This window comes from Actinoplanes sp. NPDC051470 (assembly GCF_040682035.1).
Lineage (GTDB): Bacteria > Actinomycetota > Actinomycetes > Mycobacteriales > Micromonosporaceae > Actinoplanes.
The window spans coordinates 641,714-665,841 of the sequence record NZ_JBFBAA010000001.1 but is presented as its reverse complement, the minus strand read 5'-3'; the positions used below and the strand labels follow the sequence as shown (position 1 = coordinate 665,841).

The following is a 24,128-nucleotide window of genomic DNA, read 5'->3' as shown; positions in this document are numbered from 1 at the left end:
CTAACGGCGCACCGCGGTCAGCAGGCCGGCCCCGACCGGCAGCACGGCCGGGATCCACTCCTCGGCCTCGCGCATCGTCTTGAGCAGGTCGCGGATGGTGACCGTCACCGCGTCCCGGGCCGACGGGTCGGAGATCCGGCCGCCGGCGTGCGCCCCGTTGATGATCAGCGTGCCGCCGGGGCGGAGCAGCCGCAGCGCCGCCTCCGCGCACGAGCTGAACTCGGCCGGGTCGGAGTCGACGAAGACCAGGTCGTAGACGCCGTCGGCCAGCCGGGGGAGCACGTCCAGGGCCCGGCCGGCGATGATCCTGGTCCGCGACGGGGTGAAACCGGCCTCGACGAAGATGCGGCGGGCGATGCGCTGGTGCTCGTTCTCCACGTCGATGGTGGTCAGCACGCCGTCGGCGCGCATACCCCGGAGGAGCCAGGTGCCGCTCACGCCCGTACCCGTGCCGATCTCCACCACCGCCTTGGCGCTCCCCGCGGCCGCCAGCAGGCGCAACACCGAGCCCGCGCCCGGCGAGACCGGGTCGAGGGCGAGCTCCGCGGCCAGGGCGCGGGCGGTCTGCAGGACGACGTCCTCGGCGGCATAGGCCTCGGCGAACATCCGGCTCTGATCCGGCAAATCGGACGAACGCGCTGCGCTGACGATGGGGACCCCCTTGGTGCGGGATGTGCGACCCGGGACCGGCGCACATCGGGTAAGAGAGTAGAAGTGATGTCCGCGGAGCGCGCACCGGGCCGTCGATGGCTGAACGGTCCGGCCGATCCGTGTCATCCTGGAGCGTGGGGGCGCCGGGATGGCTCCCGGAACGAGTGGAGGCATCGACGTGACCGACGGCTCATCACCGTGGTGGAACGGTGACGCCAGGCATGATCCTTGGCGGGACCCGTACGCTCCGTCGGCCGTGGTGATCCCCAGCGCTCCGGTCAGCACCGGACCGGCGCCGGAAAAGGTCCCCGATCCCGACGCCCCGCGTCGTGGCCTCGGGCCGACCCTGCTGATCTGCCTGGTCACCGCGCTGCTCGCGGGCGGCCTGGGCGGCACCCTGGGGTACGTGTTCGCCACCCGCTCCGGCGTCGGCAGCGGCACCACCCTCGGCGCTCCGCAACAGGCCGCGCCCGGCGCCGCCCAGCGCGCCCCCGAGTCCCTGGCCGGGGTGGCCAAGGAGGTCGCGCCCAGCGTGGTCACCGTGCGGGTCACCGGCGCGATCGGCTCCGGCTTCGTGGTCTCGGCCGACGGTTACGTGATCACCAACGACCACGTCGTCGAGGGCGGCGGCAACGGCGCCATGTCGGTCGCCTTCTCGGACGGCTCGACCGCCACCGCGAGCCTGGTCGGCCGCGACCCCGAGTCGGACATCGCGGTCATCAAGGTCGACAAGTCCGGCCTGCCGCCGATCAAGTTCGGCAACTCCGACGAGATCGCGGTCGGCGACCCGGTCCTCGCCTTCGGCTCCCCGCTGGCCCTGGCCAACACCGTCACCTCGGGCATCGTCAGCGCCCTCGACCGCACCATCCAGGCCGGCGAGCCGGGCGGCACGACGCGCTACTACGCGGCGATCCAGACCGACGCCGCGGTCAACCAGGGCAACTCCGGCGGCCCGCTGGTCGACGGGGCCGGCCGGGTGATCGGCGTGAACTCGGTGATCCGCTCGGTCGGCGCCACCGACACCGAGGCCGGCAACATCGGTCTCGCCTTCGCCATCCCGATCAACCAGGCCCGCCGGGTCGCCGAAGACATCATCGACACCGGCAAGGCCCGGCGTACGGTGATCGGCGCCGAGGTCAACACCGGCAACGCGAGCGGCACCGGCTCCGGCGGCGTGGGCGCCCGGCTGCGCACGGTGAACGCGGCCGGTCCCGCGGCGGCCGCCGGCCTCAAGGCGGGCGACGTGGTCACCAAGCTCGACGGGCACGTGCTGGAAGACGGCACCGACCTGATCGCCCTGGTCCGCAAGTACGCGCCGGGCGCCACGGTCGCGGTGGAGTTCCGCCGCGGCGGCAAGGCCGAAACGGCTTCGGTGACGTTGGCCGCAGACGCGAAATAGCCGACGCACAGCTTTCGTGGTTAGGCTGGCGCGCGGGATCGTTCTGGGGAGGCCCGGTGTTCGAGAACCTGAACTGGTGGGAGATCGGCGCGCTGCTGATGCTGGCGTTGCTGATCTTCGGGGAACGGCTGCCCAAGGTGCTGGGTGACGGCCTGAAGATGCTGCGCGGCCTGCGGGCGATGGCTCAGAACGCGACCAGTGACCTGAGCCGCGAGCTGGGCACCGACATCCAGCTGCAAGACCTGCACCCGAAGGCGTTCATCCGCAAGCACCTGCTCAGCGAGGAAGACGAGCAGAACCTGCGTAAGCCGCTGCAGGGCCTCTTCGAAGACGTGAAGTCGGATCTCAACGACGTGAAGAACGCGGCCGACATCAACAAGGCGCCCGCCACCCCCGCGCCGGCAGCTCCCAAGCCGCCGGCGCGCCGTTCCTTCGACGTCGACGCTACCTAGTCGTCACGCTCAGGCCGAGCGGCTTGCCGACCAGCGACTCGCGCCGCAGGGCGAGCTTGTCGGCCACCGCGTCCAGGGCCTGAGCCGCGGGCGAGTCCGGCGCCTCCAGCACGATCGGCCGGCCGGCGTCGCCCGCCTCCCGCACCCGGGTGTCCAGCGGCACCTGGCCCAGCAACGGCACCGAGGCGCCGACCGTCCGGGTCAGCGAGTCGGCCACGGTCTGGCCACCGCCCGCGCCGAAGACCTCCATCCGCGAGCCGTCCGGCAGCTCGAGCCACGACATGTTCTCGACCACGCCGACCAGGCGCTGGTGGGTCTGCATGGCGATCGCCCCGGCCCGCTCGGCCACCTCGGCCGCGGCCGTCTGTGGGGTGGTCACCACCAGGATCTCGGCGTTGGGCAGCAGCTGGGCCAGCGAGATCGCTACATCGCCGGTGCCCGGCGGCAGGTCGAGCAGCAGGACGTCGAGGTCGCCCCAGTAGACGTCGGCCAGGAACTGCTGGAGCGCGCGGTGCAGCATCGGCCCGCGCCACACCACGGCGGCGTTGCCCGCGGTGAACATGCCGATCGAGATCACCTTCACGCCGTGCGACTGCGGCGGCATGATCATGTCTTCCACCCGGGTCGGCCGGCCCTCCACGCCGAGCATCCGCGGCACCGAGTGGCCGTAGATGTCCGCGTCGACCACGCCCACCGACAGGCCCCGTTTGGCCAGGGCGGCGGCCAGGTTGACGGTGACGCTCGACTTGCCGACGCCGCCCTTGCCGCTGGCCACCGCGTACACCCTGGTCCGGGAACCGGGCTGGGCGAACGGGATGACCGGTTCGGCGGCGCCGCCACCGCGCAGCTGCTGCTGCAGCGACTTGCGCTGTTCCTCGCTCATCACGCCGAAGTCGATGCTGACGGTGGTGATCCCGGGGATCGTGGTGAGCGCGGCGGTGATGTCGTTGGTCAGCTTGTCCCGCAGCGGGCAGCCGGCCACGGTGAGCAGCAGCTCGACCTTGACCAGCGCGTCCGCGACGGTGAATCCCTTGACCATGCCGAGCTCGGTGATCGGCCGGCGGATCTCGGGATCGTCGACGGTGGCCAGGGCGGCCTGGATCGCTTCCTCGACGGTGGGGGCGGGTGCAGACATGGTTTTGAGCTTACGTCGGCGTCAGGTGTGGTCGGCGTCCCACTCCTTGCGGTCCTCGTCCCACTCCTTCCGGTCCAGCTTCGACCGCCGCATCGCCGCCTCGTCCAGTTCGTCGGCCAGCCGGGCCAGCTCCGACCGCAGGAAGTCGCGGGTCGCCACCTCGCCCAGCGCGATTCGCAGCGAGGCGATCTCACGGGCCAGGTATTCGGTGTCGGCCTTCTGCTGCGCGGCCCGGCGCCGATCCTCCTCCATGCCCAGCCGGTCCCGGTCGGTCTGCCGGTTCTGCGCGAGCAGGATCAGCGGCGCCGCGTAGGAGGCCTGCAAGGACAGGACCAGGGTCAGGAACGTGAAGGTGTACGGGTCGAAGCGCAGGCCCGCCGGGGCCAGTGTGTTCCAGAGGAACCAGGCGGCGATGACCAGCGTCATGATCACGATGAAGTTGGCTGTGCCCATGTACCGGGCGATGCTCTCCGACCAGCGGCCGAACGCCTCCGCGTCGAACCGGGGCAGGTGGACCCGGCCCGGCTCGACCGGCTGGTCCAGCCGGTCCTTGCGCGGTTCGGTCATGCCTCAGCTCCCGGGAGGATTCCCTGCCCGGCCTCTTCCGCGTCACGGTCGCGCCAGTCGCGCGGCAGCGAGTGGTCGAGAACGTCGTCGACGGTCACGGCGCCGACCAGCCGGTTGGTGTTGTCCACCACCGGCATCGCCACCATGTCGTAGGTCGCCATCCGCCGGGTGATGTCCTTCAGGTCGTGGTCCGGGTGCAGCGGGTCGATGTCGTTGATCACCAGGCCGCCGAGCAGCGAGGCCGGCGGCTCCCGGAGCAGACGCTGGAAGTGGACCATGCCCAGATACTTCCCGCTCGGCGTCGCGCTCGGCGCCCGCGCCACGAACACCTGCGCGGCAACCACCGGCGGCAGCTCGGGCTCGCGGATCCGGGCCAGCGCCTCGGCCACCGTCGCGTCCGGCGTCATGATCACCGGCTCGGAGGTCATCACCGAGCCCGCCGTGCCCGGCGAGTAGTTCATCAGCTGCCGGACCGGGGCCGCCTCGTCCGGCTCCATCAGGTCGAGCAGCAACGTCTGCTCGGCCTGCGGCAGTTCGGCCAGCAGGTCGGCGGCGTCGTCCGGCTCCATCCGTTCCAGCACGTCCGCGGCCCGTTCGCGATCCAGCTTGATCAGGATCTCGACCTGGTCGTGCTCGGGCAGCTCCTCGAGCACGTCGGCGAGCGTACGGTCGCTCAGCGCCGCCGCCACCTCGTCCCGCCGCGCGTCCGGCAGCTCCTGCAAGGCGTTCGCCATGTCGGCCGGGCGCATCTGCTCGAGCAGCGCCACCAGGTTGGCCGACCCCTGGGTGTCGGTCGGGCCGACCAGCCCGCGCACCCGGTCGTACTCGGCCTGGAACACGTGCCCGCGCCGGGTCAGCCGCCCGGTGTGCTCGCGCACCGCCACCCGGGTGATCAGGTACTCGTTGTTGCGGTTCAGCTCCATGCCCAGGTCGACCACGCTGCCCGCGGTCTTCTCGGGCTCGACCGTGACCCGCCGGTCGAGCAGGTCCTCGATGACGAGCAGCTCGTTCGGCCGCTTCTCGAACCGGCGCAGGTTGAGCATGCCGGTGGAGAGCACGACCGCCTCGGCGTCCATGCTCGTGACCCGCCCGATCGGCAGGAAGATCCGCCGGCGCAGCGCCATCTCGGCCACCAGCCCCACCACCTGCGGCGGCCGGTTCGTGGTCCGCAGCCGCACCACGGCATCGCGCACCCGGCCGACCCGGTCGCCGTTGGGATCGAAGACGGGAAGCGCCGCCAGCCGCGCCAGATAAACCCTCGTCCCCAGTGTCACGGGCTCCAGCCTAGGCGCTGGGTTAGGGTCCCGGGCATGTCCACCGTGGCGTACGAGATCGTCGACGTCTTCACCGACCGCCCCTTCGCCGGCAACCCGCTCGCCGTCGTCTTCGGCGCCGCGTCGCTCGCCGGCGATCAGATGCAGGCCCTGGCCAGGGAGTTCAACCTCTCCGAGACGGTGTTCCTGCTGCCCGCGACGACGCCCGGGGCCACCTACCGGGCGCGCATCTTCACGCCCGAGTCGGAACTCCCGTTCGCCGGCCACCCCAGCGTCGGCGCGGCGGTCACCGGCGTGCGCCGCGGCCTGTTCCCCGAGGGGCAGGTGGTGCAGGAGTGCGGCGCCGGCCTGCTGCCGATCACCGTGGCCGCGGCCGGCGAGGCGACCCTGACCGGCGGGCCGGCCACGCTGGGCGATCCGCTCGACGCCGCGCCGCTGCTGGCCCTGGTCGGCCTGTCGGCCGACGATCACGCGGGCCCGGCCCCACGTCGCGCCGGGTGCGGGCTCGAGTTCACCTACCTTCCGGTACGCCGGGAAGCCCTGTCCCGGGCCATGGTGCCGCTGAACCCCGACGTCCCGATGCTGAGCGTCTTCGCGTGGTCGTCCCCGACGGCGTACGCGCGGGTCTTCTGCCCCGGCGTGTCGGTCCCCGAAGACCCGGCGACCGGTTCGGCGGCCCTCGGACTCGGCGTCTACCTGACCGCGTCGGGCTGGCTGCCGGCCACCGGGAGCAGCGCCTACACGGTCCACCAGGGTGTGGAGATGGGCCGCCCGTCCCTGCTGCGCTGCACGGTGACGGCCGACGCCGGGGCCGTGACGACCGCGACGGTCCGCGGCCACGTGGTCCCGATCGCCAAGGGTGAGATCGCCGTCCCGCCCTTCATCGGCTGACCTCACCGTCGCCGCGCTTACCTTCTTCTGGTCGGGCCGCCTGCCTTGCTCGGCTCAGCCCGCCCCGCCCTGTCGGGCCCGCCTGTCTGCCTACCGGGCCTGGCCTGCCGGTTCTGGCCTGCCTGCCCGACCGGGCCGCGCGTGTTTTCGCTGGTCAGCGGCGGCGGACGCGGTGCAGGCGGAACGGGCGTTTGGTCTCGACCCGGGCCGGCGTCTCGCGCACGACGGCGGCGCCGGAGGTGTCGGGCAGGTCGGGCGAGGTCGTGGGCGCCTCCTCGGCCGGGGTGAGCCGCACCACGGCGCAGCCCTCCTCGGCCCAGCGGGCGATCTGCGCGTCGGCCGTTCCCGAGGCGTTCAGGCGCTTGGCGGCCAGCTGCGGGGTGACGGCGTCCCACTTCTCGGTGCCGGGCTGGAGCCGCTCGACGACGGCCTCCCACAGCACGATCAGCCCGCCGGTGTCCCCGCGCAGCCGCACGCTGACCCGCGACGCCTCGCCGAGCCCCGGCGCCGCCTGCTCGCCGGGCCCACTGACCATGATCAGCGACCCGTCCAGCGGCACGCACCACAGCCCACGCGCCGCCCCGCCATCCACCGAGACCCAGGCGATGGCGGCCTTCTTCAGCGCCTCGTCAAGCACAGCCGAACCCACGCCGCCATCCTCCCACGCCGCGCCACCTCTCCCGTCCCTGCTCCGTGCACTCCCGCGCCCCTCGCTCAGACCAGGACCGGCCGGCGGTCGATCAGGGTGAGCAACTCGGTCAGCGAGTCGACCGCCGCCCCGCGGAACCTGGTGTCCCGCCCGAAGACCAGGTGATCGGCCAAGTCGGGCGCGGCCAGCCGGACCGCGGTCATGCCGACCGCCTCGGCGCCGGTCAGCTCGTGGCTGCCGCCGTCGCCGACGTACACGCATTCTTCCGGGCGTACCCCCAGCCTCTCGCACGCCGTCAGATAGATCCGGGGGTCGGGTTTGCAGAAGCCGACCTCGACCGAGAAGACGCTGGCGTCGAGCAGCCCGGCCACCGGCAGGCTGGGCAGGAAGGCCGGCAGCTCGTGGGTGCAGTCGCTGATCAACGCGGTGGCCAGGCCGCGCCCCCGGATCTCGGTGAGAGCGCTCACCGCGTCGAGCCGCAGCTGCGTATCGGCCTTGAGCGCGTCGACCCGGGCCGGCACCGCGGCACGGAGCTGGGCGGGCCGCGGGCGGCCGCCGGCCTGCTCGGACACCCATCGTAGGGTGGCCTCGGCGGACCCGAACGCGCCCTTCGCGCGGGAGTGGAACGTGCGATCCAGGACGCCGCGGACGACTTCCGGATCGCAGCCGAGAGCCCGGGCGATCTCGGCGTGCTGAGGCCCGCGCCTGACGCTGCGGGTCAGCGTGCCGAAGAAGTCGAAGATGACCGCACGTAATGCGGACACAGAGCACCAGCCTCCAAGGCATCGATGTATATGAGCGGAGGGGAGCGTAACCAGGCCTTCACTTTCCGCTCAACTGAGGTCAACAAACTGTGACGTGCAGCTATGCAAGAAGCGACGCCGAGGGATGAATATGCGTTCAAACCGCGCTTTGCTCACCGGAGCGGCGCTGGCGATCGCGGTTCTCGCCGTCTCTTCGTCGGCGCCGCTGATCGCGTTCGCGGCCGCGCCGGCCCTGGCCATCGCCTTCTGGCGCAACGCGCTCTCCGCCGCCGCGCTCACGCCGATCACGCTGGGTCCGCGCCGCGCCGAGTTCCGTGGCCTGCTCCGCGGCGGCCGGCGGGACGGCCTGTTGTGCGTGCTGGCCGGGGTCGCCCTGGCCGTGCATTTCGCGACGTGGATGCCGAGCGTGCAGCTGGGCTCGGTGGCGACGGCGACCGCCCTGGTGGCGACCCAGCCGGTGTGGCAGGGCCTGATCGCCGCCGCGCAGGGCCGTCGCCCGTCCGCCGCCGCGTGGGTCGGCATCGGCCTGGCCGTCGCGGGCGCCGCCTGGGCCACCGGCGCCGACCTCACGGTCTCCACCCAGGCCGTCCTGGCCGACATCCTCGCGCTGATCGGCGGCATGGCGGCCGCCGTCTACACCGCGCTGGGCGAGCGCGTCCGGGCCCGCACCAGCACCACCACCTACACCTGGGCCTGCTACGGCACCTGCGCGGTGGTCCTGCTGATCGTCTGCCTCACCCTCAGAGCCCCACTGCACGGGTACGCCGTGAGCACCTGGCTAGCCATCCTGGCCATCGTGGCCGGCGCCCAGCTCCTGGGCCATTCCATGTTCAACTACGCCTTGCAGCACATCTCCGCCACCACGGTGAGCGTCCTGATCCTCCTGGAAACCCCCGGCGCGGCCTTGCTGGCCTGGTCGTGGCTGGGCCAGCACCCAAGACCGGCCGCCCTCCCGGGCCTGGCCCTGATCCTCTCCGGCGTAGCCGTGGTCATCCTCGGCTCCCGCCGCCCCACCCAACCCCGCCCGGCCAAAGCCTCGCTAACCGAAACCGCCGACCCAATCCTTTGACCCGCGACAATCCGGGCCTCCCACCGCGCTCGGCGTCCTTGGCGAGACACCGATCGACCCCGGCATGCTGAGCCGCCGGCGCCGTTGTCAGCGTGGGCCGGCCCTGCGCCGAAGGGCGGGTCAGAAGTCGTCGTAGGGGGAGGTGCTGCCCGTGTCGCTGACGATCGCGAAGATGATGAGGGCCACCGTCGCGAGGGCCAGCGCGGTGGCCACCCAGCCGATGATCACGCCGGCCAGGGCCATGCCGTTGCCGCTCAGGCCGTTGGTGCGGATCCTGCGCTGGGCGACGTGGCCCATGATCGCGCCGACGACGCCGAGGAAGCCGCCCACGCCCGAGGCGCAGACCGCGGCCACGGCGATGCACGAGATGACCAGCGAGGCGATCGCCAGCCCCTCGGCCGGCGGCTTCAACGCCGGACCGTAGCCCTGGCTGTACGGACTGCCGTACCCATAGTCGTAGGGCTGCGGCGAGGCATAGGGCGTGTACGGCGGAGGCTGATAGGCCGCCCCGTAGGGCGACTGCTGTTCCGGCGTGGCGTAGGGCAACTGCGGGTAGGCCGCCTGGTTCGGCGTCCCGTAGGGCGACTGCTGTTCCGGCGTCGCATACGGCAACTGCGGGTAGGCCGCCGGCGTTTCCGGCGAGTACGGCTGCGGCGGCTGGTAGGGCTGGACCGGGTCGGGCGGCGGGTACTGCCCGTCCGAGCTGGGCGGCGGTGGGGGGTAGGTCATCGCGTTCTCCGTCCGGCCGCGCTGGTTGTCCGCAAGGATAGACAGGGCTGTCATCAGCGGTGGCCCCGTTTCGCGCGATCGGACGACACGGCACGCGGACCCCATGTTTGCCCCGACCGGGCCGACCGGGCAGGATCGCCGCATGGTCGACGACGCCCGTTCGCGCGGTGGCAGCCCGCCGAGGCGCGACACCACGCGCCCCGCGGCCGGTCGTCGGCCACGCACCACCTACGCGAGCAGCACCGATTTGCCGGAGGCCGAGATGGCTGTGGACGTGCCTGACAACGACACGGAGGAAGCGCCGGTCACCTTGCGCCTGGACGGCAAGGTCGCGCTGGTCACCGGCGCCGGCAGCCCGGACGGCATCGGGTACGCCACCGCGCGCCGCCTCCGCGACCTGGGCGCCCGGGTGGCGATCGTGTCGACCACCCGGCGCATCCACGAGCGCGCCTCCGAGCTGGGCGTCACCGGTTTCGTCGCCGATCTGACCGACGATTCCGAGGTCGGCGCGCTGGCCGACGCGGTCGCCGACTCGCTGGGCGACGTCGAGGTGCTGGTGAACAACGCCGGCCTGGCCAGCCGGGCCAGCCCCGAGGTGCTGCGGCCGGTGGCGCAGCTCACCTACGACGAGTGGCGTTCCGAGATCGACCGCAACCTGAGCACCGCGTTCCTGGTCAGCCGCGCCTTCGTGGGCGGCATGGCCGAGCAGGGCTGGGGCCGCATCGTCAATCTGGCCGCCACCGCCGGCGCGGTGAACGCGCTGCCGACCGAGGCCGCCTACGCCGCCGCGAAGGCCGGTGTGGTGGGCCTGACCCGGGCGCTGGCGATGGAGCTGGTCGCCGACGGCGTGAACGTCAACTGCGTCGCGCCGGGCACGATCTACACCGCCGCGTCCACGGTCACCGAGATCAAACAGGGCTTGGGCACACCGATCGGCCGCCCGGGCACCCCGGACGAGGTCGCCGCGGCGATCGCCTTCCTCTGCTCACCCGCCGCCTCCTACATCACCGGCCAGATGCTGGTGGTCGACGGCGGCAACAGCGTCCGCGAGGCCGAGTTCCGCTGAGAGCGGGGCCCGATGCTGGTGGTCGACGGCGTCCGCGAGGCCGGGTTCCGCTGAGAGCGGGGCCCGATGCTGGAGGCGGACGGCGGCAACGGCGTCCGCGAGGCGGAGTTCCCGCTGAGAGCGGGCGCCGCGCCGGCCGGGTGAGCCCCGGACCGGCGCGGTGACCGATCAGAAGCTGCCGGAGCTGCTGCTGGCCAGCCCGACGATCGCGATGACGTAGATGCCACACCCGATCACCGAGAGCCCGGTGAAGATGTAGCCGAGCCAGAGGCCGGCGGTGGCCAGGCCATCGCCCTGCTCGCCGGTCTCCCGGATCTGCTTCTTCGCGAGGTGGCCCAGGACGATCGCGGCCGGCGCGAAGACGAACGCGAACACGAGGGCCAGGATCGCCAGCGTGTTCGTGGTCGCCACCTGCGGGCCGCCATACGGCGGCGGGTAACCCGGCTGCCCGTACCCCTGCTGTTGCTGCCCGTACGCCGGCGGCGGGTAGGGCTGGCCGCTGGACGGCGCACCGCTCGAAGGCGGCGACGAATACGGGTCTTGTTGCGAGTACGACGGCTGCTCGTACTGCCCGTAAGGCTGCTGCGGCTGATAAGGGTCGGGCGAGCCGCCTGGCGGCGGATAAGTCATGTCGGTCCTCCTCGTTCACCGGGCACCGTACTGGTCCGGGGTGGTGGCGGGACACCCCGTTCGAGGTGTGTTCCGCAGCTGTGACGCTCTTGGGACAGATCAGTGCAGCCGGCTGAGACCGGCGACGGCCCTTTCGACGGCCACGCAACGGTCCTCGACGTAGTCCAGACCGGCCTCGGTGGCGATCTTCCGCGCCTCGGCCGACACGATCCCGGATTGCAGCCAGACCGCCGGCGCCTTTATCGCAACGGCCTGACGCACGATCTCGACGGCATCGGCCGCCGGCCGGAAGATGTCGACCAGATCGACCGGTTCCCCGATGTCGGCCAGCGTGGGCACGGTCGGCACCCCGAAGACCTCGTCGGCGAACGGGTTGACCGGGATGATCCGCCACCCGTGCCGCATCATCTGCAACGGCACCGAATGGGACGGCTTCCACGACTCGCGCGAGGCCCCGACCACCGCGATGACCTCGGCGTCCCGCAGGATCTGCTCGGCAGTACGCATGCCTCGACTCTAGCGACGCCGCGCATCCCCCCGGTGAGCGGAACGTCACAACGTCACAGGAGCGTGAGCTGGGTGGGCTCGTCGGCCTCGGCCGGCTCGATCGGCAGCGACCGTGCCTCGCTCGGCCCGGACCGGTGCAACCCGTGTCGCCGCGCCGCCATCCGCACCCGTGCCGTGATCTCGTCCTGGAACGGCTGGGGCAGGTAGGACCCGCGACCGTAGAGCCGGCGGTAGTGCGGGGCCAGCTCAGGATGGTTGCTCCGCAGCCAGGCGGCATACCACTCCTTGGCGCCGGGCCGCAGATGGAGCGGCAGGGGCGTCACGCTGCTCGCCCCGGCCGCGGCGATCGCCGCCACCGTCGCCTCGATCGACTCGTCGGTGTCGGTGAGCCCGGGCAAGATCGGCGCCATCAGCACGCCGACCGCGAACCCCGCGTCGGTCAGCGTGCGAACGGCGTCGAGCCGGCGGCGCGGGCTGGGGGTGCCGGCCTCGACCGACCGCCAGACCTCTTCGTCGAGGAACCCGATCGAGAACGAGATACCGACCCGGGTCACCTCGGCCGCCTGCTTGAGCAGCTCGAGGTCGCGCAGGATCAGCGTGCCCTTGGTCAGGATGGAGAACGGGTTGGCGAAGTCGCGCAGCGCCTCGAGGATCGGCGGCATCAACCGGTAGCGGCCCTCGGCCCGCTGATAGACGTCGACGTTGGTGCCCATCGCGATGTGGGCCCCGGACCAGCGCGGCGCGCCCAGCTCGCGGCGCACCACCTCGCCCGCGTTGACCTTGACCACGATCTGGGTGTCGAAGTCATGGCCGGCGTCGAGGTCGAGGTAGCGGTGGGTGTTGCGGGCGAAGCAGTTGTGACTCACCGTCCCGTCGGCCACGAAGTCGCCTGTGCCGGTGGTGATGTCGAACAGCGGCAGGGTCAGCCCGAGCGGCTCGATGTCGACCACGGTCAGCTGGGTGTCGCTGCGCACGCCCACCCCGGAGGCGTCGAGCCGCGCGCCGGTCACCCCGGTCATGTGGCGGAACCGCAGCGCCGCCCACAGGTCGCGGGGCGTCTCGACGGTCGCGGCGCCAGGCGGGCGGGCGGCCGGTCGGCGGCTGGCCAGCCCGAGATGGGTCAGCGCGTCGGTCACGTGGCGCAGGAACATGGCGTCGTGGCTGGTGAAGACCACGGCCAGGCGGTCGGTGCGGCCGGTCGAGCCGTAGGCGCCGGCCAGGAAGCCCCGGTGCCAGTCGTCGCCCGGCGCCTCGGGCCAGCGCAGCGCGTCATGCAGCGGCATCTCGTCGAGGTAGCCGTCGGCCCGGACCCAGGCGTCACCCTCGCGCGCCCGGCCGCCGTCGCCCCGGATCAGCCCGCACAGGAAGCCGGCCTGGTAGTCGGGGGTCTCCTTGGGTGGGTCGGCGAACCGGCCGACGCCGGGCAGCCGGTCGCCCACCGCCAGCGCCGGGCACTCGGCCCGGACCGGCGAGACGTGTCGCCAGCCGCGGTCGGTGAGGAACCGGTGTTCGCCGCCGGAGACGATGCGGGTGCCGTCGGCCAGCGTCACGCGCCAGGCCGGCTTGCTGGTGCTCCAGTGGTCGAGCACGGTGGTCGGCACGTAACGCCGGTGTGGGCCGGCGCCCATGGTGCCGAGCACGGCGTCACCGGGGCGCAGGTCGGCGATCGGGCGCGTGCTGCCGTCGGCCATCAGCACCGGGGTGTCGCCGGCCAGGCAGTACGAGCACGCATGCGAGCAACCGCGATAGGGGTTGATCGTCCACTCGAACGGCACCCGGGAGGCGCCGGGCACCCGGTTGATCACCGATTTCGCCCGCACCTCGTAGAACGTCATGCCCCGGAACGCGGGCGTGTCGAACGTGCGCACGGTGGCGCCGGGCAGCGCCAGCGGCAGGGGTGGTGCCGCCGGCGCCGCCCTGTCGAGGAGCGAGGAGTCGGCTTCGGCCGACAGGTGGGACCATCGCATGCCGAAGATTCGAACACATGTTCGATCACCTGTCCACCCGCTTCACCCGGGTGTGGACAAGGAGAAGCGCCGCGGTCCCGGAGGGGCCGCGGCGCCTGTGGTGAAGCCGTGCGAGGTGCTCAGCCGGCCTGCGAGGCCAGCTGCTTCTTCACGTCCTCCATGTCGAGCTTCTCAACCTGCTCGATCAGCGACTCGAGGGCCGATTCCGGCAGCGCGCCCGGCTGTGAGAAGACGAGCACGCCGTCGCGGATGGCCATGATGGTCGGGATCGAGCGGATGTCGAACTTGGCCGCCAGCAGCTGCTCGGCCTCGGTGTCGACCTTGCCGAAGGTGATCTCGGTGTGCTTCTCCGAGGACCGCTCGTAGGTGGGGGCGAAGCGCACACACGGCCCGCACCAGCTGGCCCAGAAGTCGACCAGGACGATCCCGTCCTTCTTGGTGACCTCGTCGAAGTTCTCTGCGGTCAACGCAACGGTGGCCATGATCTCTCCGTCCACGGGAAATGGCTTACCTGACGTGAAACCCCTCGTCACCGTAGACAATTCCCGGACACCGAGTGGCCGACACGTGTGCTACGGCACCTTTCGAGTTACCGCGCTCACCAGGGCATTATGACGGAAAGTGATGGAACCGCTTCCGGCAAATCGACCTGCTAGCTGGCAGTTTGCGACCGGGCAAGATATCTGGCAGATACACGCTGTCGCAGATCGCAGCCGGTGCCGTGAATGCCGTATTCAACTGAAAACAAAGTTTAATGTGACCTGGGTCACTTTATAAAACTCTTCACATCGATACGCAGGGTGAGGCACACTGTAAATCCAACAGAGCGTGGGCGGCGGGTGCCGGGGAGGGCCCCGCCGCTCATTGCGTCCGCAGGTTGTTTAGCGTGAGCCCGGTGACTGAGCCCCCGGCTGTTGAACCCGACGAGGTCGAGATCGGTGTCGGCCCGTGGCCCGGCGAGTGGCCCACCGGCAAACAATACGACCCCGAGCTTCTCGCGCACGGCGATCGCCGCAACGTCGTGGATCGCTATCGGTACTGGACCCGCGAGGCCGTGGTCGCCGATCTCGACACCCGCCGGCACGATTTCCACGTCGCGATCGAGAATTGGCAGCACGATTTCAACATCGGCACGGTCGTCCGCAACGCCAACGCGTTCCTCGCCCGTGAGGTGCACATCGTCGGCCTCCGCCGGTGGAACCGCCGCGGCGCCATGGTCACCGATCGCTATCAGCACGTCCGGCACCATCCGGCCATCGACGACTTCGTGGCCTGGGCCGAGGGCGAGCGGCTGCCGGTGGTCGGGATCGACAACCTGCCCGGGTCGCGGCCGCTCGAGACGGTCACCCTGCCGCGCCGCTGCGTACTCCTCTTCGGCCAGGAGGGTCCCGGCCTCTCCGAGCCGGCGCGGGCGGCGTGCGCCCAGCTCTTCTCGATCGCCCAGTACGGCTCGACGCGCTCGATCAACGCAGGCGTGGCCAGCGGCATCGCCATGCACGCCTGGATCACCGCACACGCCGGACCGCTGCCCGCGGGAAATGAGTGAACAGCCATGAGGGCAGGTGGGAATGCCCGATCCGCTTGACGGGGGAGCGGCCGGGATCCACGGTTAGGGGGTGGGTGTCACGGTCAGTTGCCCCCGATGTGCAGCACAGGTCCGGCCGCCGGACCTGATGCACAGCGAGTGGCGCTGTGACGGCTGCGGGGAGGTTCCTCCGTTCCGGGTCGCCAAGCACATCGGCCCGGAGATCGTGGAGAGCGTTCTGCGGCAGCCTCGGCCCACCGTCGACCACATGCCACTCTGGTGCCCCTGGCCGCTTCCCCCGGGCTGGATGGTCACCGGTGTCGGCTGGGCCGGCGACGACCGGCTGGGCGTACGAGCGACGGCGCTCGCGTGCAGCGGACCCGACCCGCTCGGCGGCGGACCCGCCGACGTGGTGCTCATCGCCGAGCAACCCGGTGTCGGTCTGGGCAACCGCTTCGGCGGTATCCCGGGCATCGACCCGGGTTACCTGATCACCGAATGCCTCAGTGACATGAGTGGACATGGCGGTCCACACGCGAAGATCAAGGCCGGCGGTCACCGCATCCCGCTGTGGTCGGTGAAAAGTCCGGAAGATCGATCGGCGTACGTGTCGGAGGCGAAGGGGATCTGGCTCTATGCGGTAGCGTGGCCCGCGAGCGCGGGCTACTTCCTGGCCGAGCATGTCGTCCTGCACGACTTGAACGACGGGATTCCGCCCGAACTCGTGTATGGAGCGCCGTCCCCGTACCTGATCGGTTCCTAGTAGACCATTAGGGTCGAGTGGATCTTTCTGGGACAACGTTCACACACAGCAGCGTTGCTGATACCGTCAGTACACCGCGGGATGAGCCGTCACCCGCCACGGAGGAGAAGGCCCGCCATGATCAAGAAGGTTCTCACCTGGCTTGGCATCGCTTTCCTGATCTTCTTCATCGCGTTCAACCCGAACTCCGCCGCTCAGGTGTTCTCATCCCTGGGTAGCACGATCGGGGACATCGCGCAGGGTTTTGGAACGTTCTTCACGAACCTCGTCGCATAACATCGCCCTATGGGTCCTGGTGAGCCGCGCGAACCACGTGATGAGGGCGCGCGCCGCCCTCAGGAGGACGACGCGACGTTCGGATACAACGATCCGGCGTTCGACGACCCCGACTACCCCCGCCGTTCCGGCCGGGGGGACGGTCCCGGCTTCAACCCCGACGCGGGCTTCAACCCCGACGCCGGCTATGCCATGGACGACGACACCGCGGAATACGAGTACCAGCGGCCGGTCATCACCGAGGAAGAGCTCGAGGGCCTCGGCGGCGGTGGTGGCGGAGGCGGCGGTGGTGGTGGCGGCGGTTCCCGGCGGGTGCTCCCGCTCGAGGACGAACCGACCACTCTGGTCAGCCGATACCTGTTCCCGACCGAGCGTTACCGCGGCGAGTGGAAGCGGCACTGGATCCACCTCTCCGGACCGCTCGGCATCGGCGCCGGCGCCACCCTCCTGCTCGGATACCTGGCCGGCTTCCTGACCAAACAGAACATCGACGGGCTGGTGACCGCGGCCGTGCTGATCTGGCTCGCGGTGATCGGCTGGGTGGCCTGGAAGGTCTTCGACTGGTATTTCGACCGCTTCATCCTGACCAACAAGCGGGTCATGGTGGTCAACGGGATCATCACCCGGAAGGTCGCCATGATGCCGCTGCTGCGGGTCACCGACATGAAGTACGAGCAGAGCGCGCTCGGCCGGATGCTCAACTACGGCACGTTCGTGCTCGAGTCGGCGGGCCAGGACCAGGCGCTCCGCGAGGTCAAGCACCTGCCCAACCCCAACGAGCTCTACCTGCGCGTGGTCGAGGAGATGTACGAGCCGCAGGCGGTCGAGGCGCGCCTCGGAAAGGACAGCGAGGGCGACGACGCCTGACCCGGCTCAGCGCAGGGAAGGCGGGCAGCGACGCCCAAGGCTCAGCGCAGAGACGGCGGGCAGCAACGCCCAAGGCTCAGCGCAGAGACGGCGGGGCGGCGACGTCCATCGCGCCCAGCGCCAGCCCGAGCTGGAAGCGGTTGTCCACACCCAGCCGGTCCATCAGCGCGCGCAGCGCGTTGGTCACCGAGCGGGCGCTGATCCGCAGCTCCTCGGCCGCGGTCACGTCGGTGTGCCCGGCCGCCAGCAGGTCGACCAGGGCGCGCTCCCGGGTGGACAGCAGGATCATCGGCACCCCGTACGCGTCGGGGTCGACCGCGGCCGTCCACCGTGCCTCGAAGAGCTCCACGAGCAGGCCGATCACCCCGCGGTGGGTGATCTCGAGGTAGCCACGCTCCAGGTTGGCCGGGTCGGCGGGCAGGAACGCGGTCTGCCGGTCGCAGATGAACAGCTTCAGCGGTGTGTCCGGCGTCTCGCGGAACGCGTACCCGGGAAGCTTCTGTTCTCGCTCGACCGACACGGTGTCGCCGTCGCTGGGCGGCTGGCCGAGGATGCGGTAGGAGATCGTGCCGTTGAACAGCTCCTCGGTGATCGGCTGCACCCGGCTGACGTCGGCCGTCTCCACCTCCTCGTTGTTGATCACGAGGTGTTCGTGGCGCTCGCGGTTCCAGGCCTGGGCGATCCGCTGCCGGGCGAGGGCCCGGGTGGGCAGGTAACGCACCTGGTCACCGACCGGACCGGCGATCGCGGGATCGAGCGGGAGGCCGACGCCGGCCAGCCGCTCGTTGATCATGTTGACGACCGCCTGGTGGCGGCGGGCGGCGCGACGCGGGTCGGCCGGGTTCAGCAGCCGCCGCCGCAGCCGGTTCACCACCTCGTCGGGCGGCCGGTTGACCCAGGTCACCTGCCGCCCGGAGCCCGCCTCGATCACCACCGCGCCGCACTCGTGCAGCTCGGCGAGCGCGCTCTCGACCCGATGCCGGGTCAGGCCGAGATCGGTGGCCAGCGTGCGGGCGTCGTGCCGGCCGAACGTGGCGAGCGTGCGGAACACCAGGTCGGCGTCGCTGCTCAGCCCCCACCGGGCCAGCGACGGGATGAGGGCGCCGACCGGGACGGTCGTGGTGAGCGTCATGGCCGGGTCAGTCCTGGGACGGGCCCTGGCTCGGCTGGGCGCAGCCCGCGCAGTCCTTCGGACCCGGCGAGGGACCGTCCTTCGGCCCCGGCGGCGTCGGCGCGGTCGGTGGGGTGGTCGGAGCCGGGGCCGGCGGGGTGGTCGCGGCCGGAGTCGTCGGGGCGGGCGCCGGAGCGGGCGCGGTGGTCGCGCTGCCGTCCTGGCCCGGCGTGATGATCGGACCCGCGGAACTGGGCAGGGCGGCCGCCGTGGCGAACCCGATCGCCGAGACGACGACCAGGAGCGGAACAAGGGGCTTGGGTACGCGGCGGGCCATCAGACGTCCTTCTCCAGGGTCGGGGGTGGAACCTGTGCCTTGCGCAGGAACCCCAGCGCCAGACCGAGCTGGAACCGGTTCTCCACGCCGAGGCGGTCCATCAGGTTACGAAGGATATTCGTAACCGACCGGGGGCTGATTCTCAGCTGCTCCGCCGCGCTCACATCGGTGTGGCCCTCGGCGAGCAGCGCGATCAACTCGCGCTCGCGTCCGGTCAGGGTGATCTTCGGCACGGTGAAGCTCCAACAGTGAACAGGTGGCGGTGGCGCGAATGCAACCACAAACCGGTTTGCTCGTCGATGGATGCGGCCGGCGACTGCGGTATCCCGCACCCGCGCGTTTCCGTATCCCGCAACTTTGCCGGGCCGGAGCCGGTGGACGTTGACCGGTCGCGGCGCGGTCAGCAAGGTGGGTGCCGCGGCCGGTTCCGACATTCAAACGGGGGATGTCGGACCCGGCCGGTTGTAACGTCTTCGGGTGACCAGAATCGACCTGCATTGCCACTCGACCGCCAGCGACGGCACGCTCACGCCGGCCGAGCTGGTGCGGGCCGGCGCCGCGGCGGGTCTGGACGTGATGGCGATCACCGATCACGACACCACCGGTGGCTGGGCCGAGGCGGCCGAGGCGCGGCCCGAGGGTCTGACCCTGGTACGCGGGGCCGAGCTGTCCTGCCGTTGGCGTGGTGGCCCACGCTGGCCGATCGCGCTGCACCTGCTCGCCTACCTCTTCGACCCGGCCGAGCCGCGGTTCGCCGCCGACCTGGCCCGGCTGCGCGACGACCGGGAACAACGCGCCGAGCAGATCGTCGACCTGCTCCGGGCGGACGGCGTGCCGATCTCCTGGGCCGAGGTGCACGACTATGCCGCGGGCGGGTCGGTGGGCCGCCCGCACATCGCTCAGGCCCTGATCAGGGCCGGTCTGGTGGCCACCACGACGGAGGCCTTCCAGTCCGGGTGGCTGGGCGGTCGTTACTTCGTACCCAAATCGGATCTTGATGTTTTCGAGGGTGTGCGGGCGGTGCGGGCGGCCGGTGGGGTGCCGGTGTTCGCGCATCCGCGGGCGACCAGGCGGGGTCCGGTGGTGCCGGACAGCCTGGTCGAGGAACTGGCCGAGGCCGGATTGTTCGGGGTGGAGGCCGACCACGAGGACCACTCGCCGGCCGAACGGGCCGAGATGCGAGCGCTGGCCGATCGGCTCGGGCTGGTGGTGACCGGTTCGTCAGACTTCCACGGCACGCACAAGACCGTTCAGCTGGGTGCGTTCCAGACCTCCCCGGAGGCGTACGAGAAGATCATGTCCGCCGCGACCGGCGTTCCCGTCCTGGAGTGAGCGCGTGAATCTGAAACTTCTGGGTGAGGTGTTCGTCACCCTGCTCGTGATCGTCGACCCGCCGGGCATGGTGCCGGTCTTCCTCGCCCTCACCGGCGCGCTGCCGGTCAAGCAGCGGATCAAGGCCGGCACCCAGGCGGTGCTGCTGGCGCTCGGCGTGATCGTGATCTTCGCGGTGGCCGGGCAGACGCTGCTCGACTACCTGCACGTCCAGCTGCCGGCCCTGCAGGGCGCGGGTGGCCTGCTGCTCGTGCTGGTCGCGTTGCAGCTGCTCACCGGCAAGACCGACGAGCCCGACGACCAGGTCGGCACGTCCAACGTGGCCCTGGTCCCGCTGGGCACGCCGCTGCTGGCCGGGCCCGGCGCGATCGTCGCCACGATGCTGTTCGTCCGCCGGGCCGAGGGCACCGGCGACTACCTGGTGATCGCCCTCGGGATCGTCCTGGTCATGTTCCTGGTCTGGCTGGTGCTGCGCTTCTCCGGCCTGATCGTGCGGCTGCTGCGGCCGGGCGGCATCGAGGTGCTCACCCGCATCGCCGGCCTGCTGCTGGCGGCGATCGCGGTGCAGCTGATCGCCGACGCCGTCGCGGCCTTCGTCCGGCTCTACACCTCCGGTGGATGAGAACCTGTCGTACCCGGCTGGCAGGATTGGGTCGTGCCCGTCGTTTCAGAGCAGCTTGGTTTCGCCGGCATGCCCGAGCGTCTCTTCGTCTGCACGCCCAGCAAGCTGGGGGCTTTCGAAGACTGCCCCCGGCGCTACCGCTATTCCTATGTCGACCGGCCGGCCCCGATCAAGGGCCCGCCGTGGGCACACAACTCGCTCGGCGCGAGCGTGCACACGGCGTTGAAGAACTGGTACGCGCTGTCCGTCGACCGGCGCGAGGCGGGTGCGTTGCCCGCTCTTCTCAAGGCCACCTGGGTACGCGAGGGTTACCGCGACGTCGACCAGGAGCGGGCGGTCTACCGCCGTGCGCTGGGGTGGCTGGAGGCGTACACCTCGGGTCTCGATCCTGACGACGAACCGCTGGGCGTCGAGCGCGTGGTGGCCACCAAGACCGCCGTGATCGCCTTCAACGGCCGGGCCGACCGCATCGACTCCCGCCGCGGCGCCGACGGGCCCGAGGCGGTGATCGTCGACTACAAGACCGGCCGCCAGGGCATGGACGCCGACGACGCCCGCGGCTCGCGAGCCCTGGCCCTCTACGCGTACGCCGCCGAGCGCATGTTCCGCCGCCCGTGCCGCCGCGTCGAGCTCCACCACCTGCCGACCGGCTCGGTGGCCGCCCACGACCACACCACCGAGTCCCTGGCCCGCCACATGTCCCGCGCCGAGGACACCGCCCGTGACATCCTCGCCGCCGAGAAGGCCGTGGCCGCCGGCGCCGACCCCGACGAAGAGTTCCCGGTCCGGCCGGGTTCGCTGTGCTCGTGGTGCGACTTCCGCCGCTCCTGCCCGGCCGGCATGAACGCCCCCGAGAAGCAGCCCTGGACGGCCGTCGAGGCGTGACGCCGGGTCAGGCGAGGAAGGCGAGCACCCGCTCCGTGACGAGCGCCGCGGCCGCCGGGTCGTAGGACGGCAGGGAGCGGTCGGTGAAGAGGTGGCGGTTGCCGGGGTAGACGAACAGCTCACCGTGGTCGGCCTGCTCGACCAGGGCGCGCGCCGCGTCGATGTCGCCCTCCTCGGCGAAGAAGGGGTCGGCGTCCATGCCATGGACCTGCACGGGCACGCCGGCCGGCCAGGCCTCGCCGAACTCGGTCGGCGGGATGCACGCCTCGAGCAGGACGGCGCCGCGGGCGCCGGGACGGGTCTGCGCCAGCCGCTGGGCCGCCGGGACACCGAGCGAGATGCCGATGTAGACCAGCGCCTCGGGCAGGGATTCGGCCGCGGCCGCCCCGCGCTCGATGAAGGCGTCCATGCCGACCTGCTGGGCGTACGCGACGCCCTCGTCCAGGGTCGCGAAGACCTTGCCGTCGTAGAGGTCGGGCGTGTGCACGGTGTGCCCGGCCTGGCGCAACCCGTCGGCGAAGGCGCGGACGCCGTCGGTCAGGCCTTGGGCGTGGTGAAACAGAAGGATCATCCGGGCAGCCTAGAGGGCGTACCGGACGATCTACTTCCGGATCTTCTTGGTGGATCGGGCCACGATTTTCTCGAACTCCCGGTGCGAGTCGAGCCACGCGGTCACCGCCGGGCTCATCGGCACGACCGTCCGCTCCTTGTCGCGCGCGTCTTCCATGGCCGCCCGGAGCAGGGCGTCCTCGACCTCACGGCCGTCCGGCCGGTCGCCGACGTCGGTATGCGTGAGGACGATGATCGGGCCGGTCACCTGGTAGGTCAGCACACCGGCGACCGCACCGCCGGCCTCCCGGGCTTCGAACCGCTCGCGCTCGGGCACGTCGACAACCGTCAGATCCACCCGGACATGAAACCACGAGTCCCTGGACCAAGACGGGCGTCACCGTTCGCGCCACGCCAGGGGAGACAAGGCCTCTGCGGCTTCGGCGATTCGGCGGCTGGTCTCGGTTCGGAGGTCCTTCCGTGCCGAGTCGGAAGTCGTTCGGTCTGGTCTGCGGTGATCTGGCGCGGATCCGGCTTGTTCAGGTACGCGGTGGCGGTGTGTGGCAGGTCGCCGGTGCGGGCTTCCTGGGTGTCGTGCCACAGGGCAAGGAACGCTGCCCGGGCTGGGTCGGCCCCCTCCTCAGCCGCGATCAGGGCGGCAAGCTGGGCGGTGCGCATGGTGTGTTCGGCGACTGACTCCGGGTCTCGAACTCCGGCATGCCACCAGCCGGTGCGGCGGACGCGCTTCAACAGACCGAGTTCGTATCCGAAGGCGGCGATTGCCTCGGCGTCTTCTGGCACCTGAAGTCCTTCCTACCGGTCGGCGATGCGTACGACGTACTGAAGACCGGCGAGCTGGGTGCGCTCGGTTCGGCTCAGGTCGGCTGTGGAGGCGAGCGTATCGAGCACCTCACCCGGGGCAGGCCCGCAAGGAACCGCAACCTGGCCAGCGTCGCGCGTGCCGGGCTGACGGCGGTCCGGGTGGCCGGTCTGACCGTTCGACGTTGTCTGCGTCAGCGTTGGCGGCGATACCTCAGCGGCGCGCTACGCCAGCAAGGCTGCAGACCCTGCGCCGCCCCTCTATCGGGTTGGAGCATCGCTCCATCTTGGATGACCGCGACCGGCAGGTTGCACACGGCGAACTCGCCCAGTTCGAGGGGTACTGCCCAGCGGATCGCCACGGGAACGACCTGTTGACCGTGCCCGAGGGACGCTCCGAGGTACGCTCGTGTCCTGGGATCGACATCCTTACAATGTTGGTCGAACCAGCGCCAACTGACGGCGCGGTCCAGGGCCTTGCCCCATGGCAACGAGTGTCCTACAGCGGATCCGCGCACGCCCGCGCCCATCAGGGGTGCGGTGATGTGCCCATCGCAAGGGACACACCCTCATGGCGCATGCCCAGGACATGGAACCCGCGGACGCCTTCGCGCTGCTCGGCCGGATCAAACTCAGCGAAACGGACCTCGACGGCGTCTTCGCGAAGATCGCCGACCTCGCCAAACGCACCATCCCCGGCGCCAGCGAGGTGTCCGTCACCCTGGTCGAGAACCAGGATGCACACACTCCCGCCCTCACCGGTGAGCTCGCCCTGGCCCTCGACGAGGCACAGTACAAACTCGGCCACGGCCCCTGCCTCGACGCAGCAGTCTCCACCAGTACCCAGCACATCGCCGACATGATCACCGAGCGCCGCTGGCCGGATTGGACCGTCCGGGCGCACGAAGCAGGAGCTTGCAGCTCCGTGTCGATCGGGTTGCCCGTGCAGGAGGCAGTCACCGGGGCACTCAACATCTACGCCACCAAGCCTGACGCCTTCGACGAGGACGCCCTCGCTGTCGCGCAGACGTTCGCGAGCTATGCCGCGGTGGCCATGGCCAACGCCTACCTCTACAACGCCCAGACGACCCTAGCCCAGCATATGGAGATCGCGATGCGCAGCCGCGCAGTGATTGAGCAGGCCAAGGGCATCATCATGGGCGGCCGGCGGTGCAGCGCCGACGAGGCCTTCACCATTCTGACCAAGCTGTCGCAGGACACCAACCGCAAACTCCGCGACGTCGCCGGCGCCCTGGTGGAGCGCGCTACCACTCCGAAGCCCTGAGCCCAGA

General features: G+C 70.9%; 30 protein-coding genes. 13 read left to right on the top strand and 17 right to left on the bottom strand.

Translation table 11 applies throughout. From position 1 onward, the window contains the following. The gene (locus tag AB0M54_RS03230) at nt 1–606 is read right to left on the bottom strand and encodes an O-methyltransferase (protein WP_364313730.1); all 606 of its coding nucleotides are present in this window, start codon (nt 604–606) and stop codon (nt 1–3) included. 193 nt (nt 607–799) lie between these two features. On the opposite strand from AB0M54_RS03230, the gene AB0M54_RS03225 reads away from it, so the two are divergent. Both AB0M54_RS03225 and AB0M54_RS03220 read left to right on the top strand, forming a co-directional pair. After that, the gene (locus tag AB0M54_RS03225) at nt 800–2,050 is read left to right on the top strand and encodes a trypsin-like peptidase domain-containing protein (protein ID WP_364468839.1); all 1,251 of its coding nucleotides are present in this window, start codon (nt 800–802) and stop codon (nt 2,048–2,050) included. Between the two features lie 56 nt (nt 2,051–2,106). Beyond that, a complete protein-coding gene (locus AB0M54_RS03220; protein WP_364313736.1) occupies nt 2,107–2,502 on the top strand; it encodes a preprotein translocase subunit TatB in 396 nt (131 codons plus the stop codon). Here the strand turns inward: AB0M54_RS03220 and AB0M54_RS03215 are convergent. The 3 genes from AB0M54_RS03215 to AB0M54_RS03205 are packed head-to-tail and all read right to left on the bottom strand — an operon-like array spanning nt 2,495 to nt 5,478. Further along, nucleotides 2,495–3,637 carry an Mrp/NBP35 family ATP-binding protein gene (locus AB0M54_RS03215; RefSeq protein ID WP_364313739.1) on the bottom strand — a complete coding sequence of 381 codons (1,143 nt, stop codon included), beginning with the start codon at nt 3,635–3,637 and terminating at the stop codon, nt 2,495–2,497. The genes AB0M54_RS03220 and AB0M54_RS03215 overlap by 8 nt on opposite strands. A gap of 21 nt (nt 3,638–3,658) precedes the next feature. Beyond that, nucleotides 3,659–4,204, bottom strand: coding sequence for a DUF1003 domain-containing protein (locus AB0M54_RS03210; RefSeq protein WP_364468837.1), 546 nt, complete (start codon nt 4,202–4,204; stop codon nt 3,659–3,661). Then, complete coding sequence (locus AB0M54_RS03205; protein ID WP_364313744.1) at nt 4,201–5,478, bottom strand: CBS domain-containing protein; 1,278 nt, start codon at nt 5,476–5,478, stop codon at nt 4,201–4,203. Before AB0M54_RS03205 ends, AB0M54_RS03210 begins: the two co-directional genes overlap by 4 nt. 36 nt (nt 5,479–5,514) lie before the next feature. On the opposite strand from AB0M54_RS03205, the gene AB0M54_RS03200 reads away from it, so the two are divergent. After that, nucleotides 5,515–6,369: a PhzF family phenazine biosynthesis protein gene (locus AB0M54_RS03200; RefSeq protein ID WP_364468835.1), complete on the top strand. Its 855-nt coding sequence runs from the start codon at nt 5,515–5,517 to the stop codon at nt 6,367–6,369. Nucleotides 6,370–6,523: 154 nt separating this feature from the next. Here the strand turns inward: AB0M54_RS03200 and AB0M54_RS03195 are convergent, their stop codons facing one another. Both AB0M54_RS03195 and AB0M54_RS03190 read right to left on the bottom strand, forming a co-directional pair. Then, nucleotides 6,524–7,018 carry a hypothetical protein gene (locus AB0M54_RS03195; RefSeq protein ID WP_364468833.1) on the bottom strand — a complete coding sequence of 165 codons (495 nt, stop codon included), beginning with the start codon at nt 7,016–7,018 and terminating at the stop codon, nt 6,524–6,526. Nucleotides 7,019–7,083: 65 nt separating this feature from the next. Continuing rightward, nucleotides 7,084–7,782 carry an HAD family hydrolase gene (locus tag AB0M54_RS03190; protein ID WP_364468831.1) on the bottom strand — a complete coding sequence of 233 codons (699 nt, stop codon included), beginning with the start codon at nt 7,780–7,782 and terminating at the stop codon, nt 7,084–7,086. A 124-nt stretch (nt 7,783–7,906) separates the two neighbouring features. Here AB0M54_RS03190 and AB0M54_RS03185 point away from each other — a divergent pair, with 124 nt between their 5' ends. Beyond that, on the top strand, nt 7,907–8,851 hold the full coding sequence (locus AB0M54_RS03185) for a DMT family transporter (protein WP_364313754.1): 945 nt from the start codon (nt 7,907–7,909) through the stop codon (nt 8,849–8,851). Nucleotides 8,852–8,971: 120 nt separating this feature from the next. On the opposite strand, the gene AB0M54_RS03180 is transcribed toward AB0M54_RS03185, so the two are convergent. Continuing rightward, entirely contained in the window at nt 8,972–9,580 is a 609-nt protein-coding gene (locus AB0M54_RS03180; RefSeq protein ID WP_364313756.1) for a DUF4190 domain-containing protein, read from the bottom strand. Between the two features lie 142 nt (nt 9,581–9,722). Between AB0M54_RS03180 and AB0M54_RS03175 the strand changes: the two genes are divergently transcribed. Beyond that, on the top strand, nt 9,723–10,646 hold the full coding sequence (locus AB0M54_RS03175; RefSeq protein WP_364313758.1) for an SDR family NAD(P)-dependent oxidoreductase: 924 nt from the start codon (nt 9,723–9,725) through the stop codon (nt 10,644–10,646). 168 nt (nt 10,647–10,814) lie between these two features. Here AB0M54_RS03175 and AB0M54_RS03170 read toward each other — a convergent pair whose 3' ends face one another. The 4 genes from AB0M54_RS03170 to trxA all read right to left on the bottom strand — a co-directional run bounded on the left by AB0M54_RS03170 (nt 10,815) and on the right by trxA (nt 14,232). After that, on the bottom strand, nt 10,815–11,276 hold the full coding sequence (locus AB0M54_RS03170) for a DUF4190 domain-containing protein (protein WP_364313761.1): 462 nt from the start codon (nt 11,274–11,276) through the stop codon (nt 10,815–10,817). Between the two features lie 99 nt (nt 11,277–11,375). Next, entirely contained in the window at nt 11,376–11,783 is a 408-nt protein-coding gene (locus tag AB0M54_RS03165; RefSeq protein ID WP_364313764.1) for a CoA-binding protein, read from the bottom strand. A gap of 53 nt (nt 11,784–11,836) precedes the next feature. After that, nucleotides 11,837–13,750 carry an intein-containing Rv2578c family radical SAM protein gene (locus AB0M54_RS03160; RefSeq protein ID WP_364468829.1) on the bottom strand — a complete coding sequence of 638 codons (1,914 nt, stop codon included), beginning with the start codon at nt 13,748–13,750 and terminating at the stop codon, nt 11,837–11,839. A 119-nt stretch (nt 13,751–13,869) separates the two neighbouring features. Next, nucleotides 13,870–14,232, bottom strand: a complete 363-nt coding sequence (trxA, locus tag AB0M54_RS03155; protein ID WP_364313768.1) for a thioredoxin — start codon at nt 14,230–14,232, stop codon at nt 13,870–13,872. A 413-nt stretch (nt 14,233–14,645) separates the two neighbouring features. Here trxA and AB0M54_RS03150 point away from each other — a divergent pair, with 413 nt between their 5' ends. The 4 genes from AB0M54_RS03150 to AB0M54_RS03135 all read left to right on the top strand — a co-directional run bounded on the left by AB0M54_RS03150 (nt 14,646) and on the right by AB0M54_RS03135 (nt 17,181). Beyond that, complete coding sequence (locus AB0M54_RS03150) at nt 14,646–15,296, top strand: RNA methyltransferase (RefSeq protein ID WP_364313771.1); 651 nt, start codon at nt 14,646–14,648, stop codon at nt 15,294–15,296. A gap of 70 nt (nt 15,297–15,366) precedes the next feature. After that, nucleotides 15,367–16,038: a DUF6758 family protein gene (locus AB0M54_RS03145; protein WP_364313774.1), complete on the top strand. Its 672-nt coding sequence runs from the start codon at nt 15,367–15,369 to the stop codon at nt 16,036–16,038. Between the two features lie 117 nt (nt 16,039–16,155). Further along, entirely contained in the window at nt 16,156–16,314 is a 159-nt protein-coding gene (locus AB0M54_RS03140; protein ID WP_189078560.1) for a hypothetical protein, read from the top strand. Between the two features lie 9 nt (nt 16,315–16,323). Continuing rightward, on the top strand, nt 16,324–17,181 hold the full coding sequence (locus AB0M54_RS03135) for a PH domain-containing protein (protein WP_364313776.1): 858 nt from the start codon (nt 16,324–16,326) through the stop codon (nt 17,179–17,181). A gap of 76 nt (nt 17,182–17,257) precedes the next feature. On the opposite strand, the gene AB0M54_RS03130 is transcribed toward AB0M54_RS03135, so the two are convergent. Genes AB0M54_RS03130 through AB0M54_RS03120 form a run of 3 tightly spaced genes read right to left on the bottom strand, consistent with a single transcriptional unit; the run spans nt 17,258 to nt 18,862 of the window. Further along, nucleotides 17,258–18,313: a helix-turn-helix transcriptional regulator gene (locus tag AB0M54_RS03130; protein WP_364313778.1), complete on the bottom strand. Its 1,056-nt coding sequence runs from the start codon at nt 18,311–18,313 to the stop codon at nt 17,258–17,260. 7 nt (nt 18,314–18,320) lie between these two features. Next, a complete protein-coding gene (locus AB0M54_RS03125; protein ID WP_364313781.1) occupies nt 18,321–18,629 on the bottom strand; it encodes a hypothetical protein in 309 nt (102 codons plus the stop codon). Then, nucleotides 18,629–18,862: a helix-turn-helix transcriptional regulator gene (locus AB0M54_RS03120; protein WP_364313783.1), complete on the bottom strand. Its 234-nt coding sequence runs from the start codon at nt 18,860–18,862 to the stop codon at nt 18,629–18,631. The genes AB0M54_RS03125 and AB0M54_RS03120 overlap by 1 nt, the downstream gene beginning before the upstream one ends. 244 nt (nt 18,863–19,106) lie before the next feature. Between AB0M54_RS03120 and AB0M54_RS03115 the strand changes: the two genes are divergently transcribed. The 3 genes from AB0M54_RS03115 to AB0M54_RS03105 all read left to right on the top strand — a co-directional run bounded on the left by AB0M54_RS03115 (nt 19,107) and on the right by AB0M54_RS03105 (nt 21,468). Further along, a complete protein-coding gene (locus tag AB0M54_RS03115; protein WP_364313786.1) occupies nt 19,107–19,961 on the top strand; it encodes a PHP domain-containing protein in 855 nt (284 codons plus the stop codon). Between the two features lie 4 nt (nt 19,962–19,965). Continuing rightward, entirely contained in the window at nt 19,966–20,583 is a 618-nt protein-coding gene (locus tag AB0M54_RS03110; protein WP_364313789.1) for a MarC family protein, read from the top strand. Nucleotides 20,584–20,652: 69 nt separating this feature from the next. Next, the gene (locus AB0M54_RS03105; protein WP_364317031.1) at nt 20,653–21,468 is read left to right on the top strand and encodes a PD-(D/E)XK nuclease family protein; all 816 of its coding nucleotides are present in this window, start codon (nt 20,653–20,655) and stop codon (nt 21,466–21,468) included. Nucleotides 21,469–21,475: 7 nt separating this feature from the next. On the opposite strand, the gene AB0M54_RS03100 is transcribed toward AB0M54_RS03105, so the two are convergent. From AB0M54_RS03100 to AB0M54_RS03090, 3 genes are read right to left on the bottom strand one after another with little or no spacing between them, the layout of a single operon-like run. Then, on the bottom strand, nt 21,476–22,039 hold the full coding sequence (locus AB0M54_RS03100) for a dienelactone hydrolase family protein (RefSeq protein ID WP_364313792.1): 564 nt from the start codon (nt 22,037–22,039) through the stop codon (nt 21,476–21,478). Between the two features lie 30 nt (nt 22,040–22,069). Beyond that, on the bottom strand, nt 22,070–22,375 hold the full coding sequence (locus AB0M54_RS03095; RefSeq protein WP_364313794.1) for a GNAT family N-acetyltransferase: 306 nt from the start codon (nt 22,373–22,375) through the stop codon (nt 22,070–22,072). Next, nucleotides 22,366–22,818 (bottom strand): HD domain-containing protein, encoded by a 453-nt coding sequence (locus AB0M54_RS03090; RefSeq protein WP_364468827.1) that lies wholly within the window; start codon nt 22,816–22,818, stop codon nt 22,366–22,368. Before AB0M54_RS03090 ends, AB0M54_RS03095 begins: the two co-directional genes overlap by 10 nt. Nucleotides 22,819–23,407: 589 nt before the next feature. Here AB0M54_RS03090 and AB0M54_RS03085 point away from each other — a divergent pair. Further along, a complete protein-coding gene (locus AB0M54_RS03085) occupies nt 23,408–24,121 on the top strand; it encodes a GAF and ANTAR domain-containing protein (protein WP_364313799.1) in 714 nt (237 codons plus the stop codon). Nucleotides 24,122–24,128: the final 7 nt, after the last annotated feature.